This is a genomic window from Paenibacillus sp. FSL R7-0163, from assembly GCF_037969975.1.
GTDB classification, from domain to species: Bacteria; Bacillota; Bacilli; order Paenibacillales; family Paenibacillaceae; genus Paenibacillus_AQ; species Paenibacillus_AQ odorifer.
On the sequence record NZ_CP150224.1, the window covers coordinates 3,555,636 to 3,577,212 of the forward strand.

A 21,577-nucleotide genomic window follows, 5' to 3' on the forward strand; every position below is an offset into this window, starting at 1 on the left:
CACTCTCCTATTCCATATTGAAAGGTTTTTAACCCAATTCCGATTATAACACAAAAAAGCTATCCCCTGATTTTACGGATCAAGGAGATAGCCTTACTATTTTTCGCCACAAAAATATTCGTTAAATAAATACTTCTTCAACAGTCAAATTACGCTCTTTAGATAAGTCTCTGAACGTAGTCTCATTTATTTTTACCAGAGGTTTGAAAATATCCAACGGATTATTCATAATAATCGTACCTTGCTCACCATTGCTAAGCTGAACGCTCTTACCCACAAAATTCGGCAATAAATGTCCGATCAGAGCTTGTACCGCATTTCCATTCAGCTTGCCAAATCCAAGTTCATGTACCTTGCGAAGAACGTTAATCAGGCCTTGTTTCGGTTGATTCGCTCTTCCTAAGGTCATGCCTACATAAGTATTTGCGACAGCAACAATCTGCGTATACGGGTGCAAGTCCTGTTTACGGAGATTGTTAGGATAACCTGTACCATCCTCGAATTCATGATGCTGAAGCGCCACTAGTGCGGTCTTTTCGTCATTCATCGATTTAAGGATAATGTCGTATCCATACGTAGTATGACGTTTTAGTTCTTCTGATTCTTCAGGAGTTAAGTTATCCGTCTTATTTAAGATATGTGGAGCAATCTGGCTTTTTCCGATATCGTGCAAATAACCGGCTCTACTAATCTCAAATCTTTCGGCTTTTGTATGACCTAACCAAGTCGCTATGTAAAAGGATAACAGTCCGACCTGCAATGAATGATTGTATGTACTGATATCATCACGTTCAAGCAGCAATAATAAAGAAACGACATCCTTTTGTTCATCCAATTTCTCCAGCAATGGCTGCAGCGTATTATCAACATCCGACTGCGTAAAGCTACCCTTGCTGAGTGCTTCCAGAAATATAGATTCATAGTTTTGGATGGCTTGATCAAAATTACCATCTATCCCTTGTGCCACATTCATTTCTTCATTATCCAGCGCCATCATGCGTGGTTCAATATCGACATAATCAATCTGATGCCTCATCAGGATGGTGATTTCTTCTCCGTAGACCACTGTCCCCTTCGGAAGCACGTGTAGGCCAACACTATTGAATGTATCTGCTATTAGACAATCGCCATGTTTGAGATCTGTGACATGAGCTTTCAAAATTCAGCACCCCTTACTATATGTAGGTATATTTTACCTTAAGGATAGCTAAATTCTTCCAAAGTAACAATATGGTTAAAGTCTCATTAAACCACTCGGTTAGTTCAAAAGACCCCCGCGACTTCAGCACCCCTAAATCTATTTTTAGAGATTAAGCCTTACATTTATCCGTCTTACACACTACCTAAAAGGGATTGCTAAATTCAGCGATCACTTTCCCAATCAGCTTATCCTTCGACACAAATGGAGTATCCCACAGATGAGCATCATAGCTTATATTCCGGTTATCTCCAAGAAAAAAATAATGATCGGCGGGTACCGTAACCGGTCCAAAAGTGTAATCCATCTGTTCATTGAGGTAAGGTTCGTTAACCATCGCTCCGTTTCGGTAAAGTTCGCCATCTTTAATTTCCAAGGTATCTCCAGGCAGCCCCATTAGCCTTTTTACATATCTTTTATTCTCATCACCAGCTACAGGTGGCGTAAATACAACAATATCTCCATGCTCCAGTGTGGTCATCCATAACATTTTCTCAACAATTAAGCGATCATTGATTTGAATCGTTGGGATCATAGAGCCCGTTGGAACTCGCATGGCTTCAGCAACATAGGTTCTAACAAACAAAGAAATAACCACTGCGATCATAATACTCGGCAACCATTGCTTCATAAATTTCAACATTATTGCTCACCTCGCATTCATTTTAATGAGTCAAACTTTTTCAGCTGGTTCATATTCAGTTCATATTGTCGTCATGTATAGTTCATCTTCATCGGGTAAGCTTCCTTTAGCGACTCGTTAAGGTAGCTAGAATAAAGCGATTAGAACAGGAGAAGATGCGAGTGAAACCAGAAGAAGAGGTTATAAAAAAAAGGATGAATAAACCGCTGAAAATTATACTTATTTCCTTAGGGGCTTTAGCTACTGCAATAGTACTTTTTCTAGTGACTGTTTTTGTCGCTAATATTTTCCTTAATAAATCGGACCAAGCTAAAATAAAACCCTATGGTCAGTCTGTAAGCGTCGACGGTAAAAATATGAATGTTTTGATTCAAGGAAATGGCGAAGAGACGGTCGTACTCTTACCTGGTTATGGAACGGTGGCACCGGGACTTGATTTTAAACTGCTGATAGATGAACTATCTCCATTTTACAAAGTTGTCGCGATTGAGCCTTTCGGTTATGGATTAAGTGATAGAACTGAAAAAGAACGAACCACGGAAAATATTGTAAGTGAAATTCATGAAGCTGTAAAGCAGCTTAATATTGACCGTTATATTCTAATGGCACACTCTATTTCCGGTATGTACAGTTTGAATTATGTGAACAAATATCCAAACGAAGTGAGTGCATTTGTCGGGATTGATAACAGTATTGCAACAGAAGACAGAACAAATGTTAATATACCAACAGGAAAATTAAAACTACTTAGAAAATCAGGCTTGGGCAGATTGTTATTTAAAACAAGTGGAAACCCCTATGTTGGATTGCCGTTTGATGATGAAACTAAAGAACAATTGAGATTATTTACACTTAGAAACACTTATAATTACACTCACTTAAATGAAGTGGAACATATGTCTTCTAATTATAAAGGGGCTCTAAATTCAACTTTTCCAAAGGATCATCCCCTTTTGCTCTTTGTACAAGGGGATGATACTCTCTTAAAAGATTGGATATCATTGCATGAAGAGCAAGTCAAAAATGCTAAACAAGGAAAATTGGTAAAACTTGATGCAGGACATTATCTGCACCATACCAAATCAAAAGAAATCACTGAAAATTTCAAGACATTTATGGAAGAAATAAAATAAAAAGCGTTTCTTCTATTCTCCATGCTGCAGTCATCGTGTGCAAGTTTCCTTGCATTTCATGACGCAGCATTTTTTTCTTAGTATTCAAATCTCGAACCGCTCAATAATTCGATTCATTTCCCCATCAACATCAATCGAAGTATTCTTAGGAATATGAATGACGAACAAACCGCCAAAGATCAACTCACATTTGCCTTCATTCTCTATAATTCTATGTTTAAAATCTGCAATGGCCGTAGAATCAACAGCCTCTTTACTAAGCAGCCAAGCGTATCTTTTGAAAGGAGATTTCTGGACGGTCTCTTGATAATAATAGACTCCATTTTCTTCCTTCACCTGTATAATATCTCCCATTGTAACAGCCGGATTAAAAATCGGTGTCTCTTCAATTCGAAATTTATCTTTGCCAAATGGAGTAACATCGAGGATTTCTATTTCACGGCCATCTGCGTTGAAGCAGATATGGATTCCGGACGATTCTAGCATCGGCACACCTCTATCCTTGTTCAATATCTAATCTTGTTCATTCTAAATAACACAAAACAAAGTAAATACATTAGGCTCGTAATCCCGAACAACCTAAAGATTCCGGGCGTTAATAACATATATAAACTGTAGGGAAAACTCCAGATAAATGCAAGCAGCATTAGCCGACTTCTGTTTAAAAAGACACCTATTGCTAATAACCCCGCCGGTAATAACAACATAATTATACTAATTACAAGAGTGGAGCGATTCGTAATCTCAGCATAAGGATTGATGAATATAAAAATTAGCCATAAAAAAACGGTCATCAAACTAGACATATAACCTATTAGTTTAATGATTGTTAAATTTATGGATGACTCCATCCTATCCCCTCAATTCTTTCGCAATAATTCTCTCCAGCCATTTCCATGGAAGCAGCGTTTTGCCTAAGATTAAGATTCGCGTGCCTTTGCCGATAGGATAACGTAGCCGTGGTGCTTTCATTTCGGTAATACGACCGATAAGATTAGCCACTTGACTAGGGTCAGGCGCTGTCTCAGCAGTATGTTTGGAATATCGTAGCACAGCGTCAAGACGTTCTTTATACGGAGAATCCTCCTTACGTCGAATTTGCTCCATGCCTTTTCCCCATATCGGTGTACGGAAGGAGCCCGGTTCAATTAATACCACCCGTATTCCATAAGGGGACATTTCATGACGCAGGCTTTCGCTGAAACCTTCAACAGCAAATTTAGAAGCTGCATAAGGCGCATAACCTGGAAATCCGGATAATCCGCTTACACTTCCCACATTAATAATCGTGCCGCTCTGCTGTTCTCGCATAATGGGCAGCACAGCTGTTGTCACAGCCACTAATCCAAAAAAGTTCGTCTCCATTTGCCGCCGCCATTCCTCCATAGATATTTCTTCTATGAAACCGCCAATGGCAAAACCTGCATTATTGACTAGAACATCAATTCTTCCAAATGTTTCGTGTACTGAAGATATTGCTGTCTCTATAGAATCGCTGTCGGTGACATCCATCGTCATTAAATGAAGCTGCTTTAAAATTCCTGCCTGCTCTGCCTGCTGCACCAGCTCGGCTTTACGGCTTAAATCACGCATGGTTGCTATCACCTTAAACCCCTGTCCAGCCAATTTGAGCGCTGTCAGCAATCCAAATCCACTGGAGGTTCCGGTAATCAGGGCCACTCGATCGTGCCCATACTCTAGATGTGAACTCATATTTACTCCCCTTTGTATTTCACAATTATAAAAACAAGCAAACAAACGTTCTATTGTCCATTGACTATCCATTAATTTCAAGTTATAGTAAGAGCATCTTTTATATTTCTGTGCGGGAGAAGCACCTCGCAAGACAGGCGTCAATGCCTATCTTGGAGGTGCTTTTTTGCGTATATTAACTAATTCATTAAGGAGCTGAGATGAATGTTTAAACCAAAAGGTACCGTCAGATGTAGAAAGAACATTTTCAGAATTAGGGATTTAAAATGGGTGGCTCAATTAGTGCTGGTAGCAGCTTTCCTAACCTGTAACCTTACACTTGTGTCTGCTGCTACTGGCTGGGATGCCGCGCTGGATGACATTAACAGTCTTCATGGTAATTATACCGCGCTTCAAGCCACCCTCAAGACAGATAACTCAGAAATTCAGAAGTTACGCAAGCAGAATAATGACGCTCTGAAATCTATTCGTTCCGTCATACAGTCAACAGATCAAGCACTGTTAAGCCGCTTATCTTCAGAAGCAACCTCAGTTCAGAAGAAACACGCTCCCCTTCTGGAACAATACAGCACACTCGGTAAACAGTCTACCGCAGCCAAGAAAGCTAAAGACTTGAAAAAAGTCACATTGCTGGAACTGAAGCGTAATAAACTAAAGGCTGCTGTAACCCTGGCCCGAGCCGAAATTAAGACAAAGACAACCGCTTTGGCAGCCGCTCGCAAGCAAACCTCTGCTAAGCTTAAACCCGTCAAAGATGCGTTAGCACCCATCACTGCTTTAAAGAAACAAATAACTGCCGAAAGTAAGAATCTCACTGTCACGCAGAAAGTACGCGCGGATGCTGACAAACAATATAAAGCAGCTGTTAAGCAAGGTGATGCAGTTAGAGCCGCTACAGAATTGAAATCATCCTATGAGCAAATGAAACGAATTCATTCCATGCAGCAGAATATTTACAGCTGGGAGCAGAAGATCTCGCTAGCTCTAAGAGCAGCAGAATCTAAACTTCGCTAATGATTAGCCCCACTGGCTCAAATCAGCTTCACTAACATACTAATTAGCTGGGCTGCGGGCACAATCAGGAGCTGAGCAAATATAGTGCCTACAAATCGAGAACCCATCAATACCACATATATTTTTCCTAGCTGATCACGGTATTCTACATTTTCAGTAGCCTTATGGGTAATAAGACCAAGCTGTGGGTCGATAAATATGGTCAGCAGAATAGTCGCCATACCGTTAATCAGTCCGGAAGCTTGAGAAGCAGTCGTGCTATATTGAGGCATTAGATGAGCAGCATACAAAGATGATATGACACCTACGGTGTAAAAGGCTGTAACAAAAACATTCATCACAATAAATCGTTTAGGAATCCCCAGGTATCTGAAGTTATATAGATTCACTTTTGGTTTTCTTATGTATTTTCTTGTGTTCTTTAGTTGCCCGATCGTTACACTGGTAAGCAGTTTTGGGATAGAACCCTCAATTTCAAGCTTAGAGATGATTCTCCCAAACAAGCCGACAAAGGTAGGAAAAACAGCAATGGCAATTAATGTCCCTAAGGAAGAAGCCAATAATATAATTCTCAAGTAATTTAGAAGCGGAAAATCAGAATGTATTTTGGCATAATCTACGAATTTAGCCGTCAGTGGAGCTTGGATCATATTTGCAGTTCTTGAGACGAGAACAATAATGCCTGTGAGAGATAACGCAATGGCTATCTTGTTCAGCTTCACTCCGGCATATCGTACCGAATACGATAAGGTTTCTGCCGTGTGAATAATCATCGTAAGCAAGCATACCACAATCAAACTATTTACCATTTAAAGGTTCCTCTCCAATAAACACTATTTATCATTTCGGTGCACCTTTTGGTGAAAGTATTGATCCAATCCATAACAAAGGGTAATGCCAACCAAATATCTAACGAGGTCGATCCATAGGAATCCTTTTCCGAGAATTAGACCACCCAATACTGTAGATCGGATGCTGTTGATCCACTCCGCTTGATACAGCTGGCTAAATTCTATGCCGAAGCTAAACACCAAACTCCATACAAAGGCGAGCCTTAGCTTTTGATTTACCAGTAGGACCCGAAACATAAAATAAACCATACTGCCCCAAAGCGCATCTCCGAAATGTCTAGATACAAACAAAGGCAGCTGATTCGTGAATACTCTAGAGCTTAACCCCAATACAATAACAACGAGGCAGATACAAGTATAAAAAAGTCTTTCTTTCAAATCATTGATCCTCATTTCCAACCTCTATCCAGCGTCTGACTTAAAAGTGATGCTTGCGATAATACTAATCATTGCGATATAAAACGGATAAATAATCATGGCTCCTATTATGATCAGTCCTGTTACCGGTGCAGGTTTATCTGCAGGTTCTGTGATTGGGAACCACCAAGCCTGAAATTCTGCTGATTCGATATATATTCAATGGCAGCTCTATTACAATAAACAACATAAAGGCATAAAGTACGCTTAGTGCATTCAGCTTTATAAAATATTTCATCTGTTCAGCACTTCGGAGTCCCACAGCCGCTCCACATGGGTAAGCTCCAATTCTTCAAATTCCAGCTTATAAATATCCGGCTTGGACGTCTGTTCAAAGAACTCATATCCATACTTCTTATCGAAGTAATTCAGGATAATGGTCATGATATTCCCGTGCGTACCTAAAGCGATTTTGCCGCCTTTATGCTGTTTAATTAATTGCTTGATAACAGGAATTGCACGCTCTTGTGCTTCCTGAGTACTCTCTCCATCCGGCATTTTATAATGCTTGTCGCTAAATGATGTCCGAATGCCCTGCAGAAAGTCATCTTCATTAATTTCAATCTCGACACTTCCGATTGCTCGTTCTCTGAGTTCTTCATACAGTTCAATCTCTTGGTTCGAAGCTTCTGCCAAATACTTGATCGTCTCTACGGCTCGTCTATATGGACTGGAGACAAAATGTGTAATTTTCTCCTCCGCCAAAAGCTCTTTGATTCTATAAGCGTCTGCGTGCCCTTTTTTGGATAATCCCCGTTCCCGCTCATTCCCTAATACAAAAGGTGACACTGCATGTCTAACCATATAAATGTAGGTCTTCATGAGGCACTCCTCTCAGTCACTCAAATATCGTTGCAGTCTTCTCTCGGTCTTTTATAAAAATCTCTCTAGGATATAGAATTGCAATCTCTGGCAGCTCGTTCTCTTTGAAAAATTTAAATTCTTCGATCTCCCCATCTATAGCTCTAAGCGTTCCTCTGATGATAGAGCACTCAAATACAATAACCGTATATTCTATCTGATCGCCATTACTATATTCGTATCTATATTTCGCTCCACCAAAAACACCTAAAATAGACGTAGGATGAACCATCAACCCTGTCTCTTCATATACCTCTCTGCGTAAGGTTCTTCCAGGACGCTCCCCTGGCTCAATCGCTCCCGCAGGCAATCCCCACAAAGATTCTCCTGGCTTGCGGATGAATAGAATCTCATCCTCTTTATTTCTTATTACTGCAGCTACGGAAGGCATCATTAATAATTCTGAGCCCACTTTCCCTCGAATTCCTTGATAGTACTCAGACATCGGCATATTGTTCATCCATCCTCTCCGTAAATGGGTTTATAATCTTTCTTTTAAAAAGCTGATCACATTTATTTTCTCACCGTCTGGCTGAACATTACATTGGGATAACTCGACATTAAACCGCTCACCTGTCTCTATTAGTTCAATCGCCTTGCATACATATTCGATCTTCCCAGGACTATTACTCCATGCATCTCTTGTATCATCCTTTACCCAATGAAGCTCTTTACCATTAGAATAGAAATCATGAATTAACTGTCCACTATCCGTGGTTGGCTCAATCAACATCAGGTTATCCCCTTTACCTTCACTAAACCTTTGAACCGTTTCTTTTATCCTGTTTAAATCTTTTTGATCAAAATGTATTAAAATATCATCATGTTTAGACTCATCTGAGCCTGGCTTACCTAGATCGGCCGCCAAAACGCCTACAAGCACAGCAATCATAAACAACTGAACAATGATTATCCATGTTCTAAATTTCATAGTTCCCCCTAATTTCTTTCCTTGGACTTCCCAAAAACCCACTATATGTATATTAGACATCACTATGAAGGAATCCTTTAGATTTCACAATATGCATAGCCAGGGACAAAAAAAAGCTTCCGAACTCAAAAAATCCTGAGCTCCGGAAGCAGTTACAATGAGGTGAGACTTAGTGTTTACCTTTTGTGCCAGCAAGCTGTACGATCATAATGACAAGAACGAGCAAAGCAATGAGCTGATCAATACTCATCTGCGTCCGCCTCCTATCCCAAATGAAGGATGGCTCATCGGACGGCATTTCCTCTCCCAAGGACACTGCTTCGTTCCCCTTATACACACTATGTATCCTGCAGCCTATTTATTACTTAAAGAATAACCTGCCCGTCCATACGTGCGAGTTCCTGCTCGACTTCGTCCAGCTGATCTTCGCCAAATACTTTAAACCCATTTTTCCTCAACAGCTCCGTAGTGGTGCCCTCTCCCGGTGCTTTCGTATCTTTAAAGGTTCCATCATAAATATACAGGCTTCCGCATGAAGGACTGTCTTGTTTTAAAATAGCTAATGCAACCTGATGCTCCCTAGCCAGCTTTAGTGTGGCTTGAGCCCCCTTCATAAATGGCTCGGTAACATCCGTGCCTGCCCCCGTCACTACCCGATCTCCTTGCCGCTGTGCGTCAGGACGAGGGGTTGGCAAACCGCCCACTACCTCTGGACAAATATGGACAAAACGCCCTTCCTCATACCACTTTAGGAATCGGGCATCGAGACACGGAACATCGCCATTATCATAACGTACTTTATGCCCTAACAGACATGCGCTCACTAGAATCTTCCCTGTCATCGTTATCGCCACCAGTCCGTCTAGTATTTAATATATTGCTATATTATTTATGACTAGAAACGGATATGCAATATCGAAATGCCTGTCCACGAAATGTTTGTGCTTGATACACAAAAGAAGACTCATTGTATACATATAGGAAACCATTATTTCTGATATTGAGGGGTTTTCTCCATCCGATATCGGCTCCAGCAGGTCCATAATAAATCCGCCATAAAGTAGAACCCCACGATCGGAAGCACGAATTTCCAAATAGGCTGAACACCCGAATATAAAAGCTCCATAAGCGGCTGAATTACATACACACTAGCTACTGAAAGCCCCCACCAATATAGAGAAAAACGCAGGCAAATATGCCCTTGCAGTTGATAAGACATTCCTGAGTAATCCCACCATTGCTTATGGAATACCGTTTTTAACAGCCAACCGCTTATAAATTCAACAGCAGAAGGAATGATTAGCGCAAGAAATAGGAAAAGCGGAAGTGGCAGCGTCAAATCTCTAGCAATCAATAGCAATAGTGGAGCAAAGCCATACATCGGCTTAAATGGACCTTTTAGAAATCCTTCTTTGCGAAAGCTTCCATTACTGTATAGATTATAGGTCCCTTCCAATACCCAGCCTAAAAAGGAATAGACCATAAAATAAAAAAAGTATTGGCCCACCACAGTAACTGCTATATCTCCACTTAACGAAAATATAGGAATAATCATGACCTAATCCCGCCTCTCGTTGTCATTATTTTCTTAGTCGCCCATCCGGCCCTATTATGTCTTGATCGTTCAGGAAATATGCGCACAAAAAAGACATAACCCAAAAGGTTATGCCTTCATTCCAGAATTTCAGGAGTAAAAGTCTCCCACTCGTTACTTTCTAATTATTTATGCTCTTCTTCATGAGGTGTCGTCAGCAACTGATCGTCGTTTTGTTTCTTCAGTGCATCCATCTTAAGCTCACTGCGTACGCCAAAGTTTGAACCGTACTTTTTCTCAAAGTTTCCTGCGAGAGCCTCACCACGTTTTTGCCGGTAACGGCTGTTCTCATTTCGACTACGCATTCCATTTCCTCCCCATTGGCAAAGATCTGTGAAATTTGCGAAAAGCTAAGACGAACTTGGAGAAAACACTCTGATGAGGTTGTACTTTTATTTATTATACAATACTTACTACAATCATCAACAAAAACAGACTGTCCCCTAAAGGACAGCCTGTCTTCCGAATCATTTACTCCAAATTATCGGGAAGCGGATCTGGGTGTGAGGATTCAGCAGGTTTGGCTACCCACTCATCTGCCTCTGGCTCGATGTCTACACCGTTCTCCATCTTCTTAATTTCAGCTAATGAATCGCCTTCTTTATTTTCCTTGTTGCGGATTTCCGCTTCATCTTGTGTGTGATCGGACATGTGAAATCCTCCTCAGGTGCTTTGCTTTTTTTGTTCCTTAGTTATAGTTACCCGATGGAGTGTTTTGCAAACATAGTCCAATTAAAAGAATAATTTAAGGGTACATCATCCACGCTACAAGTGGGCCGATACAAGAACCAACTATCGCGCATACAGTCATCGCAACCGAGCTCATCGAAACGGATTGTTCACCATATTCCAAGGCCTTTGCTGTTCCTAGAGCATGAGAAGCGGTTCCGAGACCAATTCCGATTCCAACCTCACTACGAATTCTAAACAGCTTGATGATAAAAGGTCCGCCAATCGCACCAGTAAATCCAGCAATCATAACAAATACGGAAGTTAAAGAAGAGTCCCCACCTAAGCTGTTCGAGATCTGTATCGCTACAGGTGTAGTGATCGATTTAGGTAATAAAGATAAAACATATAATTTAGAGAATCCTAGACCTGCCGCCAAAAGCAGTCCACTAAACATCCCTATAAGCAGTCCCACAATCGCTCCGCCCAGAATCGCCGGGAGATTCTCAATCAACACATTACGTTGTTTATATAATGGGTAGGCTAACGAGACTACAGCAGGACCGAGCAGCTGATTAATCCATTGGCCGCCTATCATATATGTATCATACGGAATATGAAAATATAGCAGTAAAGTTACAACAATCACTGTTGCTGTAAGCGCGGGAATAAGTACAGGAATACGAAATCGTCTATATACTACTGACATCATCAAATAAATAGCTAAGTTAAGCAGTACAATACCTGTTGCGATAAAAAACATTATATTTCCTTCCCCTTTTCGCTTAGTCTCTTGCCGCTCCAACCCGCTTTCAGCTTGTTGTTTACACTAGTAAGCCATTGGCTAGAATGTGCAGCTGCGGCAATCGTGAGAACACTGCTAACGATAAGGATTAGGATTAATAGTAAACCTCTACCACTAAAGATATCCATATGATTCACGATCCCAGCTGTCGCTGGAATAAAAAATAACGGAAGATAAGCTAATATCGTTGTTGCACCCTCTTCAATCCACTTCACAGGCACGACCCTGAATAGCAATAGAACAAAAAGTAACAGTAATCCTACGATACTCCCGGACACGGGGAGATGCAGTTGCTTTTGCAGATAGTCCCCAGCCAAGTAGAACAAATATAGCAGGAACACTTGGATAATAATGCGAATGATTTTCATGATGCAGGATCCCTTCATTATTAAGTTAAAGCGATAGCGCTAATATTGAGTCACCTTCATAAGGGTATCAGAGTTTTCATGAAACTTTCAATTACTTTTTGAATCTTATAAGAAATATCGCAAAAAAACCTGCAAAATCCCCAGAATACAGAGACTTTACAGGCTCAAAGATTAAAATTCAATTTCGTTAAACCCACTGAATTACTTGCTCTGCACCTTGACGCGTCTTACCACGTGGTTCATTCAGGCGATATCCGAAAGCTGCCATACAAGAGATTCCAAAATGCTCAGCGTCCATAATACCTTCTTCTGCCAATATCTGCTCAACCTTTGCTTTATCGAAACCTTCTATTGGGCAGGAGTCGATCCCAATTAACGCAGCTGATGTCAGCATATTCCCAAGTGCCAGATAAGTCTGCCGGCAGCTCCATTCGAACATCGCCCGCTCATTCGCCATCAGTCCGAAATCAACCTTCAAGAACTTATCAAAAACTTTACGTTTTCCTTCCATTACTTGCGGAGGCAACTCCTGCACATTCTCCATGATCCCTTTAATATAATCGGAGTCAGCAGCCATATCTTTAGGAAGACGTGAGAGAATAAGCACAAAATGGCTTGCGGTTGCCAATTGCTTTTGTGCTCCCCAGGCATTAGGACGTAATTTCTCACGTACTTCCGGACTTTGCACTACCACAAAACGCCAAGGCTCGAATCCGAATGAACTTGGTGACAATCGTCCAGTTTCCAATATAAATTGAAAGTCCGATTCACTAATTTTTTTATGGCTATCGAATTCTTTAGTTGCATGTCTGAACTGATATGCAGACAGGATTTCATTCTTGTTTAACGATAAAGTATCCATGAGTAACACTCCCTTTACTTGATTAGAATCGACGGGCATTTGACTGTTTGCCGATCACATGCTTAATATTAGTATATATATCACTTCTTTAAAAGTACGCACAATAATGTTATGTAGTATACAAAATGATACCATGGGAGTTGAACAGCTATGCGTGACCGAAAAGGTGGCTTCGGAAATTTCCCGGAAAGCAATAAAGAAGCTTGCCCTGTAGAATTCACACTGGACGTTATAGGAGGCAAATGGAAAGGAATTCTCATCTATCACTTGATTGATGGCACGAAACGTTTTAACGAATTCCGCCGGATCTGCCCGGGAATTACCCAACGTATGCTGACCCTGCAACTAAGAGAGTTGGAAGAGGATGGGGTTGTACACCGTGAGGTCTACCATCAGGTTCCCCCAAAAGTCGAATACTCTTTAACTGAATTCGGCAAGACACTGATTCCTATTATTAAACTCATGAAAGATTGGGGCGAGGTGTACAAAACAAAACAGCTTTCCGCAGAAAGCTGTCCTGAAAGTACAGATATAACGGTGTAGCTTAATGCTGCACCTTTTATTTTTCCCCATTAAAAAACGCTTCCGCCTTTTCCTTATGTTCGTTGGTTACCTGACCGGATATCGCTTTAATGCCTGCTGCGATAATCGCTGCATCATCTGTAAATCCAAGGCCTAGAATCGCATCGGGTATAGCATCTATAGGAGAAATAAAATAAGCCAATGCACCGAAAGCAATTCCTTTCGCCCATAAAGGTGTCTTAGCGTCGACGGCACAATAATACATCGCGATAGCATCTTTAGTAAATGGAATTTTGCCTGCAAACTTTTTAGTTTTCGTCCAAAAATTTTGCGTTACCATTTCCTCATTTTCTTTGCTATATGGAAATTCCTCTGCAGTGAGCTCCATGCTATTCTTGACCTTATCTTTCTTCATTGCCGGTTCCCTCCGAAAGGTTCATATGACGTACATACCTAAAGTATTCCCTCAATTGAGGTTTATATCTTTAAGATAAACTAAAGTCCGTATCCTGAACCTACTTACGATTAATCGATTGCTTTGATTTTCGTTAAATCGCTGCTGCATAACACTTCAAGATTATTAAAGATTCGCTCTGCATCCCAATCCCACCACTTCAGCGCTTCAAGATATTCGATCATTTCATCATCAAAACGTTGTCTAATCACTTTGCAGGGATTTCCTCCAGCTACACTATACGCCGGAATATCCTTTACAACTGTAGAATTGGCTGCGATAACTGCTCCATTTCCAATACGCACACCTGGCATAACCGTAACATTTTGTCCAATCCAAACATCGTTTCCGATGACTGTATCGCCTTTTAGCGGCAGATCTTTTAAATCCGGGACCGCCTGTTCCCAGCCATGTGCCATAATATTAAACGGATAGGTCGAAACCGAATTCATCCGGTGGTTGGCACCATTCATGACAAATTCAATGCCTTTGGCAATCGCGCAGAATTTTCCAATAATAAGCTTGTCGCCAATAAAATCATAATGATGAGTCACACGTTCCTCAAACTTCTCTGCACCGTTTATATCATCATAATAGGTATAATCGCCAACAATGATATTGTCTCTTGTAATCGCATTTTTTATATAGCAGATACTTTTAATTTGTTCATTGGGATAGAGCGTATTCGGGTTCGGTCCATATTGTTTCATAGTTTACGCCTCGCTCTCTTTTGGATAAAACATAGCAGAGATCAGAGCTGAATTCAAATAATGTACGATTTATAAACAAAAAAAGCGGCCACCTGCTGGTAACCGCCTATCTATTATCTACTTATATTGTCAAAGCTCGTTCTGCTTCTACTTCTACCTCTATCTTTTCGATAAAACCTCTGCCTCATACTGTTTTACTTCATTTAGCCAGCTTGCCCGGACCGGTACGCCATTCTTCGCACAATAATAATCCCAAATGGCTCCAAACGGATACGATTTAAATTCCTCGACCAAGGCAAGTCTTGAAGTGTAATCTCCATCCAGCTCAATTTGCTTCAATTGCTCGATTGGCTCCAGCATGGCACGAAGCAAAGCTTTTAATGTATTTCGTGTTCCGATCACCCAAGCAGCAACATGATTGATGCTTCCGTCAAAAAAATCTAATCCAATATGCGTTCTGTCCAGAAACTGGCCACGAACCAGTTCACGGGCAATCTCGAGCAGCTCATCGTCCATAGTTACCACATGATCACTATCCCAGCGTACTGGACGGCTAACATGCAGCAGCAATTGATCCCCAAACAGCAGCCAGGAAGACAGCTTATTCGAAATCGTCTCGGTTGGATGGAAATGCCCAGCATCGAAGCACACCGCCTTGCCCCGGCTTAGCGCATAACCCATATAGAATTCATGTGAGCCAACCACGTAACTTTCCGAACCAATACCAAACAGCTTACTTTCTACAGCATCAATGTTATATTGCTGATCGATTTCCTCGCTGAAGATTTCATCGAGTGACTGCTGAAGCCGTACCCTTGGTGACAAACGGTCGATCGGCGTATCTTTATAACCATCTGGAACCCAAAAATTAGTCACACAAGGCTGACCTAATGCCTGGCCAAAGGACTCGGCGATTCGACGTGAGGCCTTGCAATGAGCGATCCAGAAGTTGCGGATTTCAGGATCTGGGTGGCTCAGTGTGAAGCCATCGTTTGCTTTTTCATGAGAAAAACAGGTAGGATTGAAATCCAATCCGAGTCCCCGCTCTTTGGCCCAGCTCACCCATCGCTCAAAATGCTTAGGCTCTAAAGCATCGAGATCTACAGTCTCTTCTGTATCCGCATAAATAGCATGTAAATTTATTTTATGTTGGCCTGGGATGAGTGCAAGGGCCTGTTCCAAATCACGGCGCAGCTCCTCCGGATTCCCGGCCCTCCCCGGGTAACTTCCAGTGACTGCGATCCCGCCGCTCAGTTCTTTTTCCTTATTCAAAAATCCCTTCACATCATCACCTTGCCAACAATGCAAAGAAATCTTAATTTCCGCTAGCTGCTGCAACACCTTATCTACGTCGATCCCATGCTGTGCGTAAAGCTTTTTCGCTTCATTGTAGCTGTTCTGAATGCTCTGTAAGCTCTCTTTACTCTGCTCCATGATTGAGCCTCCTGATTGTGTTTTAGGTGAGGCACTTTTGCCTCTCTTTGGCTCGCGTGCCTCTTAACTTAGCTACTAATTAACGGCCTGCAACCGGGCGAACTGTGCCAAAGCCGCCTTTTTGGTAGTGGGGTCCATTCCCTTCGGTATATAAGATGTAACTTGGAATGAACGACTTATAATTTCTCTCGCCTCTTGAAGATCAGTTACAGCACCCGTGCTGATCATCTGCACCACCAGATTGCCTAAAGCCGTAGATTCCGTTGGTCCGGCGTGAATTTCCATCTCCAGCAGATCAGCCGTAATCTGGCACAACAGACCGTTATTTGCACCTCCGCCAACGATATGCAATCTCTCTAAGTTGTCCCCCGTCAATTGCTGGAGATCCTGAATGTAGAAATAATAAGATAAAGCAAGACTATCAAATACACATCGAGCCATTTCCCCAGGCGTTTGAGGAACCAACTGTCCTGCTTCCACACAATAGCTGCGGATCTCGTCAATCATGCTCTGTGGATTCATGAAGCGTTCATCATTGCAATAAATGATTGATCTAAAAGGGATTTCTTGTGCTGCCAGCTCTACCAGCTCGCCGAAGCTGTATTGTCCGCCGTACTCCTCACGAACCTTTTGAATCAACCACATGCCCATAATATTCTTAAGAAACCGGAATGAGCCGTAGGCTCCCCATTCATTCGTATAGTTGCGTAACATTGCCTCTGGACTTGTGATGGCTGAACCCCGTTCCACCCCGATGAGTGACCAAGTACCACTACTGAGAAATCCCCAGTTCTCGCTGTTTGCCGGAACCCCTAATACAGCTGATGCTGTATCATGAGAGGCTACTGCTATGAACTCGCAATCTGGAAGATCACCGCGAGCCGCCAAGTCCTCCGTCAACCTCCCAACGGGTTCCCCAGGTTCTGTTAAGGGAGGGAATTGCTCTTTTGAAAGACCAAGCACCGACAGAAGATCCTCATCGTAATCACGAGTGTGAAGATTCAGCATCCCAGAGGTGGAACCTATCGTCACTTCACTAATCTTGCGACCCGTAAGCCGATAATAAAGATAATCAGGGACCAGCAGGATGGAATGTGCTGCTTCCAGCTCCGCCTGATCATGCACAAACAGCTGATACAATGTATTAATCGGGAGATATTGTATCCCCACCTTTTCGTAAACGCTTTCAATTGAGATATTGCGATGCAGCCTCTCTATCGCTCCATCCGTTCGGGAGTCACGATAAGAAAAAACCTCATGGATCCGCGCTCCCTCCTGATCGAGAAGTACATAATCGACACCCCAAGTATCGATGCCCACGGTGCAGCGCGCGATCCCTCTAGCCTTGGCCTGCTGTAAGCCCTTGACGATTTCAGCAACTAAATAATCTATATCCCAATATAGATTACCATTTTGTTCAGCGAATCCATTACTGAAGCGATGAATTTCTTCTATAGACAGGGTTCCTCCCGGCTGCTGCAAGGTTCCGCAGACCACTCTCCCACTAGAGGCTCCGATATCAACAGCAATATGATTCTGAATTTGATTATGAGCTTGTGTATTCATCTCTATACAACACTCCTTATCTCCTATCAGCCTACTAGCAAAGCGAATACGATTCCTGGACCATGCACGCCTATCGTCAGATCATTCTCAATATCCGCTGAACGGCTAGGTCCGGAGATAAAGTGAATGCCCGCCGGCAGCCCCGATGGCCCAGCTTCATCAAAATCAATAAGCACCTCACCGAGACGAGTCTTCAGCCGCTCCAATGGAACGATGGCAATTAATGCGGTAGGTAATAAGCTGACTGAACGGCCTTTATTCTCAGAGGACAGCACAGTAATGGAGCCTGTATAGGCAACTGCATAATCCGCAATCACAATTCCAATATCAGCCTCGGCCGCCCTAGCTTTCCATGCCTCCTGATCATCTGTATTCCAGACAGACACCCGTGTATCTGTGAGTTCCTCCTCTAGTCGAAGTGCTGCTAGCTCGGTGACATTTTGCCGGAGAATATACCGTGCGAGCATCTCATTGACTTTGCTGACGATGAAAGCTTTGGCTTCATCCATATCCTCCATACGAAATACATGACCACCTGCGCTTTGAAAATTCGCCGTAAATTGTTCAATCCTTTCCTCCGGACTCCACTGGAATTGCTGCCAATACTGCGGTGCGCCGCGAAAAGGATGTGCAGGAGCTTCAGTAATTCTCGGCCGCTTCAGGCGGCGTGCGATATCATTCATGAATGCCTGCTGCTTTTCACGTGAATCCTGCTCCATACGTTCCAACCAGTTACTGTGCGTCTCTTCAGTCATGCCCGGCCCCTCCTTCCAGCTCTTCCGGCTTCCGCTTCGCTAGTAAATCTTCCATTCGCTTCTGTATCGCCGGGTCCATTTCGCGACTGTTCTTGTCTAGCTCCTGTTGCAGCCCCTTCCAGCTCTCACGGAAGGATTGATCTGCCAGCTTCGGGGCGATCCGATAATTGTTCCAACCTTTCAGCGGCCCCAGTTTCGACGGAATTCCTCCGTGTCGCACTAGCAGCTTTTGCCCGATTCTACCTACCTTCATCACATTACTAAATCGCTGTGACTTCGCCATAATCGCCCCAAAACCCTTCATGCCGAGACCTTCTGCCTTATCCCCATAACCACGTTCTACCTTCCGCCGCCGTAAATAGATGAGCATATCATGCAGAGGGATTTTGACCGGACAGGCTTCATAACATGCTCCGCACAGGCTAGAGGCTGAGGCGATGTCATCCCATTGATCTACATTTTTATTCAGCGCCGGGGTCAACACCGCTCCTATAGGTCCGCTATACGTTCCTCCATATGCATGACCGCCAATATGACGGTAGACAGGACAAGCATTCAGACAAGCTCCACAGCGGATGCAGTTCAGCAGCTCCTGAAACTCAGGATCGCCTAGCTGCTCAGATCGACCATTATCAAGAATAATAATATGCTGCTCTTCCGGCCCATCACCGTCATTATCCCTGCGGGGACCAGAAATACCCGACATATATACCGTTAACTTCTGCCCTGTTGCCGAACGAGGCAATAATGTAGCCATCACTTCAAGATCACTCCACGAAGGAATAATCCGCTCCATCCCCATCAGGGTAATTTGCGTTTTCGGTAAAGTGGTGACCATACGAGCGTTACCTTCATTCTCGAACAGCACCATCGAACCCGTCTCTGCAATAGCAAAGTTACAGCCAGTCATTCCGATATCCGCATCAAGGAACTTCTCTCTCAGCTTACGCCTTACAAATCCAGCAAGGATAGTAGTTTCGGGCAAAAGCTCCTCTCCTGCCTCTTTGGACAACAGCTCGGCAATCTGGTAGCGGTTCTTATGAATCGCCGGAATAATGATATGTGACGGGGTTTCCCCGGCAAGCTGGATAATATACTCCCCCAGATCCGTCTCTATGGTCTCCACACCAATGGATTCCAGCGCCTTATTTAAATGCAGCTCCTCTGTAACCATTGATTTGGATTTGACCACAGAAGCTGCCTGTTTTCGCTTCGCGATTTCAAGGGCAATCTTCACAGCCTCTTCACCCGTTGCTGCAAAATGAATATGTGTGCCGTTTACTCTTGCCTTGTCTGCAAAAAGGTTCAGATAGTAATCAAGATGGGCGATCGTGTGTAGACGGATTTGCCGCCCACGTTCACGCCACTCTTCCCAGTGGCCATGATCGTTAGCCGCTTTCTGTTTTCCATCACGCAGTCTCTCCGTGGTAAAACGAACAGCCTTGCGTAAAAAGTCATTATTCAGCGCCAAGTCTGCACGTTCTTTTACCGTAGCTGGCTTTCCATTCTCTGAACCCGCCGTAGGATTGGTGGTGGCTTGGCTCATTTATCAGTCACCCCCTCATACAGCAGTTCTGCTAAATGCATAACTCGAACGGGTTCGCGGCGGTAACGCAGATTCCCGGCAATATTCATCAGACAACCCATATCCAGACCCGTTAGGATTTCTGCTTCCGTCTCCAGCACATGATCTGATTTCTCAGTGACCATTGCCCCGGAGATATCAGACATTTTCACGGCAAAGGTTCCACCAAACCCACAGCAGTCCTCAGCAAAAGGCAGTGGCACCAGCTCCATCGCCTTCACATTTTGCATAAGCTGCATAGGTTCGTCGCGAATCCCTAGAATCCTTGTGCCATGACAGGAAGGATGATAGGTAACCTTATGCGGAAAGACTGCTCCTAGATCAGTTACGCCAAGTACCTGCACCATAAACTGGCTAAATTCATAGGATTTGCGTTGCAAATTCTGCGCCTTGACCAGATTAACCGGATCATCCTGAAACAGCTTAGGGTAATGATGAAGCATCCCCGTACAGGATCCGGAAGGTGCAATGACAAAATCACTGTCATCAAAAGCCTGTAGAATCGTAAGTGCAGCTTGCCGCGCTTCATTCCAATATCCACTGTTGTACGCAGGCTGTCCGCAGCAAGTCTGCACCTCCGGGAACTCCAGCTGTACGCCATACCTGGCTAGCAGACGAGCCATGGCTTCCCCGACCTTCGGGAACACGGCATCGCTGACGCAAGTTATAAACATCGATACCTTCATGCCTTCACCTCCTGCACAACTATTTACTACACCGTCGTTATTGCGATGTTCAGCTTCTGCAACTGCTTCATTTGTTCTCCAACAGGGTTGTAATCCGTTATTAGGACATCCACATCACTAGGAGCCGCAAAATGTGTGAACGCTTGTATTCCAAATTTACTGGAATCACATAATAAGATCACTTGCTCCGCTATAGAAATCATCTTTCGTTTCACCATAGCTTGCAGCTCATTTGATTCACTAGCGCCACGTTCGAGATGAAATCCTTTGCAGGAAAAAAACATCTTATCCACGTGATACAATTCAAGCGAACGTTCTGCTAAATGACCAACATAGGACATTGATCTGCGGCTCAGCTGTCCGCCTGTAGAAAAGACCTCGATCCGCTCCTTCCCGCTTAACTCTGCTGCCACTCTAGTAGAATTGGTCAACACAGTAAGCGGCATATCCGGCAAATGCGAAGCCATATACCAAGCCGTTGTACTGGCATCCAGCAGAATTCGATCGCCCGGCTTAATCATCATTACCGCCTCACGGGCAATCCGCTGTTTCTCCGCTGCATTCATGATTTCTCGTTCGGCATAAGGGGTCTCCGGTTGCCGGTCACGCAGGCTAACTGCTCCGCCATGCGAACGCAGCAACCGCCCCGCTTTTTCCAATCGATCCAGATCGCGGCGAATGGTTTCTTCCGTCACTTGGCATAATGTACTCAATTCTGAGACACGGATGCTGCCGCGTTCATTCACTAGTTCTACGATTCGTTCATATCTGTCTGCAATCAGCATGATTTTCCTCCGTTATCCCTA

28 protein-coding genes are annotated in these 21,577 nt (G+C 43.2%); 3 read left to right on the forward strand and 25 right to left on the reverse strand.

Features of this window, described 5'->3' with window-relative positions; translation table 11 throughout:
* Positions 1 to 121: 121 nt before the first annotated feature.
* Positions 122 to 1,159: an HD domain-containing phosphohydrolase gene (locus tag NST45_RS15910; protein ID WP_036689800.1), complete on the reverse strand. Its 1,038-nt coding sequence runs from the start codon at positions 1,157 to 1,159 to the stop codon at positions 122 to 124.
* A 184-nt stretch (positions 1,160 to 1,343) separates the two neighbouring features.
* On the reverse strand, positions 1,344 to 1,841 hold the full coding sequence (gene lepB / locus NST45_RS15915) for a signal peptidase I (protein WP_076142005.1): 498 nt from the start codon (positions 1,839 to 1,841) through the stop codon (positions 1,344 to 1,346).
* Between the two features lie 155 nt (positions 1,842 to 1,996).
* Between lepB and NST45_RS15920 the strand changes: the two genes are divergently transcribed.
* Positions 1,997 to 2,974: an alpha/beta hydrolase gene (locus NST45_RS15920; protein WP_076142006.1), complete on the forward strand. Its 978-nt coding sequence runs from the start codon at positions 1,997 to 1,999 to the stop codon at positions 2,972 to 2,974.
* 84 nt (positions 2,975 to 3,058) lie between these two features.
* Here the strand turns inward: NST45_RS15920 and NST45_RS15925 are convergent, their stop codons facing one another.
* The gene (locus tag NST45_RS15925; RefSeq protein ID WP_036689795.1) at positions 3,059 to 3,460 is read right to left on the reverse strand and encodes a DUF4265 domain-containing protein; all 402 of its coding nucleotides are present in this window, start codon (positions 3,458 to 3,460) and stop codon (positions 3,059 to 3,061) included.
* Positions 3,461 to 3,826: 366 nt separating this feature from the next.
* Positions 3,827 to 4,687 (reverse strand): SDR family oxidoreductase, encoded by an 861-nt coding sequence (locus NST45_RS15930; protein WP_038570030.1) that lies wholly within the window; start codon positions 4,685 to 4,687, stop codon positions 3,827 to 3,829.
* A gap of 204 nt (positions 4,688 to 4,891) precedes the next feature.
* Here NST45_RS15930 and NST45_RS15935 point away from each other — a divergent pair, with 204 nt between their 5' ends.
* Positions 4,892 to 5,701 carry a hypothetical protein gene (locus tag NST45_RS15935; protein ID WP_141118583.1) on the forward strand — a complete coding sequence of 270 codons (810 nt, stop codon included), beginning with the start codon at positions 4,892 to 4,894 and terminating at the stop codon, positions 5,699 to 5,701.
* 17 nt (positions 5,702 to 5,718) lie between these two features.
* Here NST45_RS15935 and NST45_RS15940 read toward each other — a convergent pair whose 3' ends face one another.
* The 13 genes from NST45_RS15940 to NST45_RS16000 form a co-directional block, all read right to left on the reverse strand.
* Complete coding sequence (locus NST45_RS15940) at positions 5,719 to 6,510, reverse strand: lipid II flippase Amj family protein (protein ID WP_036689792.1); 792 nt, start codon at positions 6,508 to 6,510, stop codon at positions 5,719 to 5,721.
* A 24-nt stretch (positions 6,511 to 6,534) separates the two neighbouring features.
* On the reverse strand, positions 6,535 to 6,930 hold the full coding sequence (locus NST45_RS15945) for a DUF2809 domain-containing protein (RefSeq protein ID WP_036689831.1): 396 nt from the start codon (positions 6,928 to 6,930) through the stop codon (positions 6,535 to 6,537).
* 273 nt (positions 6,931 to 7,203) lie between these two features.
* The gene (locus tag NST45_RS15950) at positions 7,204 to 7,791 is read right to left on the reverse strand and encodes a histidine phosphatase family protein (RefSeq protein WP_076142007.1); all 588 of its coding nucleotides are present in this window, start codon (positions 7,789 to 7,791) and stop codon (positions 7,204 to 7,206) included.
* Positions 7,792 to 7,807: 16 nt separating this feature from the next.
* Entirely contained in the window at positions 7,808 to 8,281 is a 474-nt protein-coding gene (locus tag NST45_RS15955) for an NUDIX domain-containing protein (RefSeq protein ID WP_076142030.1), read from the reverse strand.
* A gap of 30 nt (positions 8,282 to 8,311) precedes the next feature.
* On the reverse strand, positions 8,312 to 8,761 hold the full coding sequence (locus tag NST45_RS15960) for a DUF4362 domain-containing protein (protein ID WP_076214438.1): 450 nt from the start codon (positions 8,759 to 8,761) through the stop codon (positions 8,312 to 8,314).
* 169 nt (positions 8,762 to 8,930) lie between these two features.
* Positions 8,931 to 9,077, reverse strand: coding sequence for a hypothetical protein (locus NST45_RS15965; RefSeq protein ID WP_155288116.1), 147 nt, complete (start codon positions 9,075 to 9,077; stop codon positions 8,931 to 8,933).
* A 49-nt stretch (positions 9,078 to 9,126) separates the two neighbouring features.
* A complete protein-coding gene (locus tag NST45_RS15970; RefSeq protein ID WP_036689786.1) occupies positions 9,127 to 9,603 on the reverse strand; it encodes a DUF523 domain-containing protein in 477 nt (158 codons plus the stop codon).
* 146 nt (positions 9,604 to 9,749) lie between these two features.
* Positions 9,750 to 10,316, reverse strand: a complete 567-nt coding sequence (locus NST45_RS15975) for a putative ABC transporter permease (protein ID WP_036689784.1) — start codon at positions 10,314 to 10,316, stop codon at positions 9,750 to 9,752.
* 164 nt (positions 10,317 to 10,480) lie between these two features.
* Positions 10,481 to 10,660 carry a hypothetical protein gene (locus tag NST45_RS15980; protein ID WP_038570027.1) on the reverse strand — a complete coding sequence of 60 codons (180 nt, stop codon included), beginning with the start codon at positions 10,658 to 10,660 and terminating at the stop codon, positions 10,481 to 10,483.
* A 166-nt stretch (positions 10,661 to 10,826) separates the two neighbouring features.
* On the reverse strand, positions 10,827 to 11,006 hold the full coding sequence (locus tag NST45_RS15985; protein WP_036689781.1) for a hypothetical protein: 180 nt from the start codon (positions 11,004 to 11,006) through the stop codon (positions 10,827 to 10,829).
* A 94-nt stretch (positions 11,007 to 11,100) separates the two neighbouring features.
* Positions 11,101 to 11,787: an LrgB family protein gene (locus tag NST45_RS15990; protein WP_076142009.1), complete on the reverse strand. Its 687-nt coding sequence runs from the start codon at positions 11,785 to 11,787 to the stop codon at positions 11,101 to 11,103.
* Positions 11,787 to 12,197, reverse strand: coding sequence for a CidA/LrgA family holin-like protein (locus tag NST45_RS15995; protein WP_036689778.1), 411 nt, complete (start codon positions 12,195 to 12,197; stop codon positions 11,787 to 11,789). Before NST45_RS15995 ends, NST45_RS15990 begins: the two co-directional genes overlap by 1 nt.
* 187 nt (positions 12,198 to 12,384) lie before the next feature.
* Entirely contained in the window at positions 12,385 to 13,059 is a 675-nt protein-coding gene (locus NST45_RS16000; RefSeq protein WP_036689777.1) for an NAD(P)H-dependent oxidoreductase, read from the reverse strand.
* Between the two features lie 150 nt (positions 13,060 to 13,209).
* On the opposite strand from NST45_RS16000, the gene NST45_RS16005 reads away from it, so the two are divergent.
* A complete protein-coding gene (locus NST45_RS16005; protein WP_036689775.1) occupies positions 13,210 to 13,602 on the forward strand; it encodes a helix-turn-helix domain-containing protein in 393 nt (130 codons plus the stop codon).
* A gap of 16 nt (positions 13,603 to 13,618) precedes the next feature.
* Here NST45_RS16005 and NST45_RS16010 read toward each other — a convergent pair whose 3' ends face one another.
* From NST45_RS16010 to NST45_RS16045, 8 genes are all read right to left on the reverse strand, one after another.
* Entirely contained in the window at positions 13,619 to 13,996 is a 378-nt protein-coding gene (locus tag NST45_RS16010) for a YkvA family protein (protein WP_080742463.1), read from the reverse strand.
* A gap of 110 nt (positions 13,997 to 14,106) precedes the next feature.
* Complete coding sequence (locus tag NST45_RS16015; protein WP_036689774.1) at positions 14,107 to 14,745, reverse strand: Vat family streptogramin A O-acetyltransferase; 639 nt, start codon at positions 14,743 to 14,745, stop codon at positions 14,107 to 14,109.
* Between the two features lie 159 nt (positions 14,746 to 14,904).
* Complete coding sequence (gene rhaA / locus NST45_RS16020; protein WP_076142010.1) at positions 14,905 to 16,179, reverse strand: L-rhamnose isomerase; 1,275 nt, start codon at positions 16,177 to 16,179, stop codon at positions 14,905 to 14,907.
* A 75-nt stretch (positions 16,180 to 16,254) separates the two neighbouring features.
* Positions 16,255 to 17,745, reverse strand: a complete 1,491-nt coding sequence (gene rhaB / locus NST45_RS16025; protein WP_249267759.1) for a rhamnulokinase — start codon at positions 17,743 to 17,745, stop codon at positions 16,255 to 16,257.
* A gap of 26 nt (positions 17,746 to 17,771) precedes the next feature.
* Positions 17,772 to 18,500 (reverse strand): lactate utilization protein, encoded by a 729-nt coding sequence (locus NST45_RS16030; protein WP_076142011.1) that lies wholly within the window; start codon positions 18,498 to 18,500, stop codon positions 17,772 to 17,774.
* The gene (locus tag NST45_RS16035; RefSeq protein WP_076214442.1) at positions 18,493 to 20,046 is read right to left on the reverse strand and encodes a LutB/LldF family L-lactate oxidation iron-sulfur protein; all 1,554 of its coding nucleotides are present in this window, start codon (positions 20,044 to 20,046) and stop codon (positions 18,493 to 18,495) included. Before NST45_RS16035 ends, NST45_RS16030 begins: the two co-directional genes overlap by 8 nt.
* On the reverse strand, positions 20,043 to 20,771 hold the full coding sequence (locus NST45_RS16040) for a (Fe-S)-binding protein (protein ID WP_036689769.1): 729 nt from the start codon (positions 20,769 to 20,771) through the stop codon (positions 20,043 to 20,045). Before NST45_RS16040 ends, NST45_RS16035 begins: the two co-directional genes overlap by 4 nt.
* Positions 20,772 to 20,797: 26 nt before the next feature.
* Entirely contained in the window at positions 20,798 to 21,556 is a 759-nt protein-coding gene (locus NST45_RS16045; RefSeq protein ID WP_076142013.1) for a DeoR/GlpR family DNA-binding transcription regulator, read from the reverse strand.
* Between the last annotated feature and the right edge of the window lie 21 nt (positions 21,557 to 21,577).